General features: G+C 60.4%; 6 protein-coding genes and 1 pseudogene. All 7 read right to left on the reverse strand.

From position 1 onward, the window contains the following. Positions 1-80: 80 nt before the first annotated feature. Complete coding sequence (cutC, locus tag HMPREF9538_RS02985) at positions 81-3,467, reverse strand: choline trimethylamine-lyase (protein WP_009486243.1); 3,387 nt, start codon at positions 3,465-3,467, stop codon at positions 81-83. Between the two features lie 131 nt (positions 3,468-3,598). After that, positions 3,599-4,780: a 1-propanol dehydrogenase PduQ gene (locus HMPREF9538_RS02980; RefSeq protein ID WP_009486244.1), complete on the reverse strand. Its 1,182-nt coding sequence runs from the start codon at positions 4,778-4,780 to the stop codon at positions 3,599-3,601. An 8-nt stretch (positions 4,781-4,788) separates the two neighbouring features. Beyond that, positions 4,789-5,055, reverse strand: a complete 267-nt coding sequence (locus HMPREF9538_RS02975; protein ID WP_009486245.1) for a EutN/CcmL family microcompartment protein — start codon at positions 5,053-5,055, stop codon at positions 4,789-4,791. A 25-nt stretch (positions 5,056-5,080) separates the two neighbouring features. After that, a complete protein-coding gene (locus tag HMPREF9538_RS0128450; RefSeq protein ID WP_012542985.1) occupies positions 5,081-6,682 on the reverse strand; it encodes an acetaldehyde dehydrogenase (acetylating) in 1,602 nt (533 codons plus the stop codon). A gap of 53 nt (positions 6,683-6,735) precedes the next feature. After that, a complete protein-coding gene (locus HMPREF9538_RS02970; RefSeq protein WP_004146125.1) occupies positions 6,736-7,014 on the reverse strand; it encodes a BMC domain-containing protein in 279 nt (92 codons plus the stop codon). 12 nt (positions 7,015-7,026) lie between these two features. Then, positions 7,027-7,311 (reverse strand): BMC domain-containing protein, encoded by a 285-nt coding sequence (locus HMPREF9538_RS02965; protein WP_002442227.1) that lies wholly within the window; start codon positions 7,309-7,311, stop codon positions 7,027-7,029. Positions 7,312-7,328: 17 nt separating this feature from the next. Then, positions 7,329-7,413 (reverse strand): annotated as a pseudogene (locus HMPREF9538_RS33060) (BMC domain-containing protein); the annotation flags it as partial.

Genomic DNA, 7,413 nt, shown 5'->3' on the forward strand with positions numbered 1-7,413 from the left:
CCCCCCCCCCCCCCGGGGGGGGGGGGGGAGAACTTCCGGTTATTTCTCAAATACAGCTCATTTAATTCTCTTTAAGAGAGCTAGAACTTCTCAATCACCGTACGGCTGATGATCTCGTCCTGGACCTCTTTGCACAGCTCGACGAAGTAGGCGCTATAGCCGGCGACGCGGACGATCAGGTCGCGGTATTTCTCCGGCTCCTGCTGCGCTTTCTTCAGCACTTCGTTATCGACATAGCTGAACTGCATCTGGCCATTGCCGAGAATCGAGGCGGTACGCAGCAAGGTAATCAGTCCATGGCGCCCCTCCGGGGTATCCAGCAGCCCTTTGAGGAACTTGAAGTTGTGCACCATGCCGATGTTCATGGTTTCCACGTTCATCTTGCTGACCGACTTGATAATCGCCGTCGGACCTTGTTTATCCGCGCCCTGGGTTGGGCTGATGCCGTCGGAGAGCGGCATCCACGCCAGGCGGCCGTTCGGCGTGGCGTTGGTCAGCTCGCCGATGGGCGTGTTGTTGGAGATAGACAGGGTGCCGTGGCTGAGGGTCGAGTAGAGCATCTTGTACTTACGGCACTCTTTCTCGGTCCATTCGGTAATATCCAGCGCGTACTGGTCGACGTAGTTATCGTCGTTACCGTATTTCGGCGCGTTCAGGCAGTCGCGGCGCAGCGCTTCGTAACCTTCAAAGTTCGCCAGCAGCGCATCGCGGATCTGCTCAAGGGTGTATTTCTTCTCTTCGAACACCAGCTTGCGGATCGCCGCCATCGAGTCGACGTAGGTCGCCAGACCGGAGAAAATCAGCCCCGGACCGTGGTTGACCATCGCGCCGCCGGCGGCGACATCTTTGCCGCTCTCCATGCAGCCTTCGACCAGCAGCGACATCAGCGGCTTCGGCGCCACATCGCGGTGGACGCGCTGGCTGATGACGGTGCCGATGGCTGACAGGCGCACGATATGGGCGATCTGCTGTTTCACCGCCGCGTCGAATTCGTCGAAGGTGCGCAGGTCGCGCAGGTCGCCGGTATCCAGCCCCTGATAGCTATCGAACAGCACCATCCGCCCGCGGTTGAGCACGAACTCGATAGCGATAGGCCACTGGGTGTAGCCAGTGGAGGTCCACTGGTAGATGCGCCCGGATTTTTGCGGTTCAACGCAGCCCATCAGGCAGTAATCGCGGGCGTCTTCAAAATCGAAGCCTTTGCGCAGCATCATCTTGATGTGGGAGTCATCGAAGTGGCAGGCCGGGAAGCCCATCCCCGCTTTCACCACGTCGACGATTTTTTCCATGTATTTCTGCGGCGACTGGTTGTGGATACGGCAGGCCAGCGACGGCTGGTAAACCTTCACGAAGCGCACGGCGTCCATAATCAGATAGGTCAGATCGTTACAGGCATCGCCGCCGCTACGTTTCTGGCCTCCAACGGTGAGGTTGATAAACGGCTGATAACCTGCGAAATATTTCGCTCCCAGCTCGCTCGACATCCACATCAGTTCGGCACATTTGATGATGAACGCCTGCAGCAGTTCCAGCGCGGTGTCGTGGGTCAGGCGGCCTTCGCGGATATCGGCTTCGAACATCGGGTAGCAGTACTGGTCGACGCGCCCCAGCGACAGCCCGGTCTGGTTCTCTTCGATTTCAAACAGTGATTCGACGGTCCAGATACTCTGCAGCGCTTCCTGCAAGGTCTTCGGCGGATTGGCCGGCACGTTTTCGTTGACCTCGGCGATGGTCAGCAGCTCGGCGCGGCGCTGGGCGTTTTGCTCTTTAGCCGCCAGTTCGCGGGCGTGGGCGGCGATGCGACGGGCGTAGTTGACTACTCCTTCACAGGTTTCAATCGCCGCTTTGTAGTAGTAGATACGGTCGATATCTTCCGGGTTTTCCATGCTCAGGCTGGCCAGATGCGCTTCGGCATCGGCTTTAATGCCGTTCATCCCTTTGGTGAATAGCAGCACGTCGTAGCCCGGACAGGTATCGCCGCCGCCGTTAATCTGGTGATAGGAGAGGTCGCTGACGAAGGTCTCGCCGCTGAAGGCCCAGACGCCGGCCTCACGGTATTGCGCTTCGCAAATCTCGTCCAGCGAACGGCCTTCCCAGAACGGGACGATCTCTTCGCGAATGGTTTTTTTATCCGCTTCGCTGATCTCAAACGGATCCTGCGGGCGGGTGCTCATGGTGTCGAGCTCGTCGCGCACCCAGCGCCAGGCGATGTCCGGCGAGAAGGCGCCCGCGCGCGGCTTGCCGCACGGATGGCCGACGATCAGCTCATCGTCCTGAATCAGAATCGGCGCGGTTTCGCAGGCGTGGCGGAAGGCTTTCGCCCGCAGCAGAATGGTCGGCATGCCCGGGTTGGCTTTCACCACTTCGGTAAAGGCCAGCGCGCGATAGATAGAGACGCTCGGGCGCACCGTCAGGTAGTGGTTACGCAGGCGTTGCATACGCGGGGTTAAGCCTTCCATCACCGGCGTGTCGGCGCAGGCGGCGAACGGCGCGTGGCTGACCGGCTGTACGCCGCTAAACAGACGTACCGGCAGATTCAGCGCGCTGAGGTTGCGCTGGGCGCTGATAAACATCGCCGAGAGTTCGTTCACTTCGGCGTTGTCAAAAGTGGCGCCGCGCAGCATAGCGTCGAGCATCGGATAGCCGTCAATGGCGCAGGCGGCGCGGACTTCGCTCAGTTCCGCCAGCTTGAACCACAGGCACTCCACGATCTCATAGGCCTGCTGGGTATTGAGCGCGCCGCTGTTGATATCGCGTTGGAAGTAAGGCATTAGCGCGATATCCGCCCCTTGCGGGTTAACCGCATAGCTGCCATTATCCAGCTGTAGCGCCAGCTGGAACAGATAGAACGCCTGGCAGGCTTCTTTGAAATTACGCGCCGGATGGGCCGGAACGTGGTGCAGAATGGCCGCGCTGTCGAGCAGCTCGGCTTTGCGATAAGCATTGGTTTCCGCGGCCGCCAGCTGTTCGGCGCTGTTGGCCAGATTTTGCGCCAGCGCCAGCAGGGCGTCGCAGGCGTAGATGGCGGCGCGGCAGCCATTGACTTGATCCATACCGCTGCGGCTAACGGCGCTACCGAGGGCGCGAGTTTTCTCTTCTAACTGGTGCTTAATCGCCAGCACGCCTTTTTCGACCACCAGTTTGTAGTCCGGTGAATCCAGATCGCTATTGAGGTTGAGGAACTGGAACGCGGATGGGCGATGCGCGGCGCTTTCATCATGGAAAATCGCCCCGTGCGGTTTACGGGTCTGGTTACCGACGATCAGCTCGTCGGTGCTGATGGTCAGCGGCAGCTGGCGCATCAGTTCATAGAAGCGGCGCGCCGGTTTAACGGCGGCGGGAACGCCCGCGATGTCGCCATCAAGAGCGTTCAGCGTGGTGGCATGTTCGGTGCACAGCGTGCTTTTCTGGGCGAGTAAACGGTCTGCCAGCACTTTGACGCGCGGCGTTAAGTTGTAGTGTGCCATGAAGTATTCTCCAGATGTTCTTTTTCCGCGGCTGATGACAACCCGGTTGTGGATACAGTGTCCGTTTCTGCCGGGTGGCGGCTGACGCCTTACCCGGCCTACAAATAACCCAGCGATCACCCGGTTATCTGTTACCCGTAGGCCCGCGCAAGCGGAGCGCCGCCGGGCGATGTCTGTTGTCCATGCCACGCCTGGCGATAAAGTTCGGTTAACGCGTTAGCGTCCGGCGCGCGTGGGTTGGTCGGGGTACAGCTGTCGCGCAGCGCCTGGCCGACCATCTCCGGCAAACGACGGTCGAATTCAGGCGCGTCAATGCCGGTGTCGCTAATGCCGGAGGGCATGTTCATCTCTTCTTTTAACGCCTGAATGGCGACCAGCAGGCTGGCGACGCCCTGGCGTGGCGAGGCGGCAGGCAGATCCAGCAGATGCGCCAGACGGGCATATTTATGCGCCGCGAGGGTGTCGCACTGGCCGTCGACATCGGCGTTCCAGGCGACGACGTGCGCCATCAGCAGGGCGTTGGCGCGGCCATGGGGCACGCGGAAGACGCCGCCGAGGGCGTGGGCCAGGCTGTGGGTTATCCCCAGCGAGGCATTGGTGAAGGCCATGCCCGCCATGCAGGAGGCGTTGTGCATCTTTTCGCGCGCCAGCAGGTTGTCGCCGCTGCGCCAGCAGGTCGGCAGATAGCGAAATACCTGCTGCACCACTTTCTCCGCCAGCGCGTCGGAAAAGTCGCTGGCGGCGCGGGAGACGTAGGCCTCAAGGGCGTGACACAGCACGTCCATGCCGGTGTCGGCGGTAATTGCCGGCGGTACCGAAGTCACCAGCGCCGGGTCAAGAATGGCGATATCCGGCAGCAGCGACGCATCCACCAGCACCAGCTTCTCCGCGTTGGCTTTCACCACCGAAAAGGCGGTGACTTCCGAACCGGTGCCGCTGGTGGTGGGGATGGCGACAAAGCATGGACGCGGCCGGTTAGCCTGCGGACGGGTTTGCGCCAGGGAGAAAATAACCGCTTTGGCGGCATCGATTACCGAACCGCCGCCGAGCGCGATAACCAGATCCGGATAGTGGTTATCCATCAGCTTCATGCCGCGCACCACGGTGGCGATATCCGGATCCGCCACCACGTCGTCCCACATCTGCCAGGCGATCCCGCGCTGGCGCAGCAGGGCGGTGACGCGCTCGGCGAGGCCAAACTTGACCATCGCTTGATCGGTCACCAGCAGCACGCTGCGGGCGGAGAGTTCGTTCAGCACCGAGAGGGCGTCCTGACCGAAGCAAATCCGCGGTTTCAGTAAAAATTCACTCATTGGGCTATTCACTCCTGTTCGGTGTCCCGAAACACCTTCTCGACAATGGCGACCACCGACATCGCTTTGTAGCGGTCTTTATTGAGCGCGAAGTACTCTTCCGCCAGCACGATGTCGTGCATGCCGGCGCCGACGTTATCGACGGCGACCCAGGTCTGGTCTTTCATCGGCTGCTGTTTGTCATCTAAGCGAGTGATTAACAGCAGGTTGCTGCCGCGCAGCTCATCGCATTTTTGCGTGGCGACAACATGGCCGGTTACCTTTGCGAGAATCATCGTTTTATCGCCTTATATCAGTGCGTTACTTAGCAAGGCGCTCCAGCACCTGGCGGATAACGCGTTCCACGTTTTGCTCGTTGATTTCGCCTTCCATGCTGGCGGCGCCTGCGCTGGCAAAACGGTCATCGCTGCCTGCAGAGCGCGCTGGCGCGGCGTTGGCCGGGGCGTTAAAACGCACGTCATCAAGAATGCTGCGCTGCGGATCGCTCGCCGGAGAGACGATGGTCGGCTGCGGCTCAGGGCGGCTGCCCGGAGCGCGAAGCTCGTCAATCGACCGCACGCCGTAGCCGACTTTGCGGATATTGAGCAGGTTCATCGGGCCGACGTTGTCGGAGCTGGAGCCGCCGCCGACCGCGCCGCAGCCGAGGGTCAGCGCCGGGGAGATGTTAGTGGTCGCGCCGATACCGCCGAGTGCCGCCGGAGTATTAATCAGAATACGGTTAACTGGTTTTTCGAGGCTGAACTGGCGGATGACGTCCTGATTACGGGTGTGGATCACCAGCGTATGGCCGAGTCCTTCGTTGGTCAGCAGCTCCACCACGCGGTGGCAGGCGGCTTTCCAGTCCTCTGCCACGTACAGGCCGAGCACCGGGCACAGTTTTTCGCGCGAGTAGGGGTTTTTCGGCGACACGGTGGTCTGTTCGGCGATCAGCACTTTGGTGCTGGCCGGAACACAGAAGCCCGCCATCTGGCTGAGGTACAGCGCGGTTTTGCCGACCACTTTCGGGTTGATGGTGCCGTTCGGGCGCAGCAGCAGCGCCGCCATTTTCGCCGCTTCATCTTCATTCATGAAGTAAGCGCCCTGCGCTTCCAGCTCGCGGTGAACCTCGTCGTAAATGCAGCCTTCGACGATGATCGACTGCTCGGAGGCGCAGATCACCCCATTATCGAAGGTTTTGCTGGTGATGATATCTTTCACCGCGTGGTGGATATCGGCGCTGCGTTCGATAAACGCCGGGCCGTTGCCCGGGCCGCCGCTGATGGTTGGGGTGCCGGACGCATAGGCCGCACGCACCATGCCTTCGCCGCCGGTGGCGAGGATCAGCGACACGTCTTTGCTGTGCATCAGCTCAGAGGTGGCTTCGAGCGTCAGCTGGGTGATGCCGTCGACGCAGCCCTCCGGCGCGCCGGCCGCTTCCGCCGCGCGTTTGACGATTTCAATCGCCTTCCAGCTGCACTGACGCGCGCCCGGATGCGGGGAGAAGATAATGGCGTTGCCGGCCTTGAGGGCGATCAGCGCTTTGTAGATAACCGTGGAGGTTGGGTTCGTTGAGGGGACCAGCGCGCAAATCACGCCCAGCGGCACGCCCACGTCCATCACTTTTTTTACCGGGTCGTCATGAATGATGCCAACGGTCTTCATATCTTTGATGGCGTCGTAGACGCGCAGCGAGGCGAAGCGGTTTTTCAGCACTTTGTCCTGCCAGTTGCCAAAACCAGTCTCTTCCGCGGCCATTTTCGCCAGCGCTTCGGCGTGGTGCGCTGCTTCCTGGGCCACGTTTTTCACGATGGCGTCGATTTGCTGCTGCGAAAAGGTGGCCAGCATCGCCTGCGCCTTTTTGGCGTTGCGCACGAGTTCCCGCGCGTTCTGCCGGGACTGCAAATCGTTATCCAGTTCAATCATGAGTCTATCCTTCATCAGACGAAAAGAGTGGGGACGGGGCGCGCCCTGTCAGGTCATGCTTTGTGCTGCGCCGCGATTTTTTCGATGTCGTTATGTGGACGCGCAATGACGCGAGAGCTGACGACTTCGCCGATGCGTTTCGCCGCTTCCACGCCGGAGTCGACCGCTGCGTTGACCGCGCCGACGTCGCCTTTTACCATCGCGGTAACGAGGCCGGAACCGACGTTTTCATAGCCAATCAGCTCGACGTTGGCGGCTTTACACATCGCGTCCGCTGCTTCAATACAGGCCACCAGACCTTTGGTTTCGATAAGACCAAGCGCTTCTTTCATCAGGATTCTCCGTTAGTCCGCAATCTTGTAATGCGAGACGATTTTGTTGATGTCGTTGTGCGGACGGGCGATAACCAGCGAGGTCACCACTTCGCCGATGCGCTGCGCCGATTCCACGCCGGAATCCACCGCTGCTTTCACCGCGCCGACGTCGCCTTTCACCATCGCGGTGACCAGGCCGGAGCCGACGTTTTCATAGCCGATAAGCTCGACGTTGGCGGCTTTACACATCGCATCCGCCGCTTCAATGCAGGCCACCAGACCTTTGGTTTCAATCAGACCTAATGCATCACCCATTTGCGTTCTCCTGGCCTTCAGGCCTTGTGTTTAATGACGATTTTGTTGATGTCGTTATGTGGACGCGCGATGACCAGCGAGGTCACCACTTCGCCGATGCGC

It is taken from the genome of Klebsiella sp. MS 92-3, from assembly GCF_000195655.1.
Classification (GTDB): Bacteria; Pseudomonadota; Gammaproteobacteria; order Enterobacterales; family Enterobacteriaceae; genus Klebsiella; species Klebsiella pneumoniae.

Coding starts and splice junctions, on each gene's coding strand:
- cutC (WP_009486243.1), bottom strand. CDS start 3,467: ATGGCACACTACAACTTAACGCCGCGCGTCAAAGTGCTGGCAGACCGT.
- HMPREF9538_RS02980 (WP_009486244.1), bottom strand. CDS start 4,780: ATGAGTGAATTTTTACTGAAACCGCGGATTTGCTTCGGTCAGGACGCC.
- HMPREF9538_RS02975 (WP_009486245.1), bottom strand. CDS start 5,055: ATGATTCTCGCAAAGGTAACCGGCCATGTTGTCGCCACGCAAAAATGC.
- HMPREF9538_RS0128450 (WP_012542985.1), bottom strand. CDS start 6,682: ATGATTGAACTGGATAACGATTTGCAGTCCCGGCAGAACGCGCGGGAA.
- HMPREF9538_RS02970 (WP_004146125.1), bottom strand. CDS start 7,014: ATGAAAGAAGCGCTTGGTCTTATCGAAACCAAAGGTCTGGTGGCCTGT.
- HMPREF9538_RS02965 (WP_002442227.1), bottom strand. CDS start 7,311: ATGGGTGATGCATTAGGTCTGATTGAAACCAAAGGTCTGGTGGCCTGC.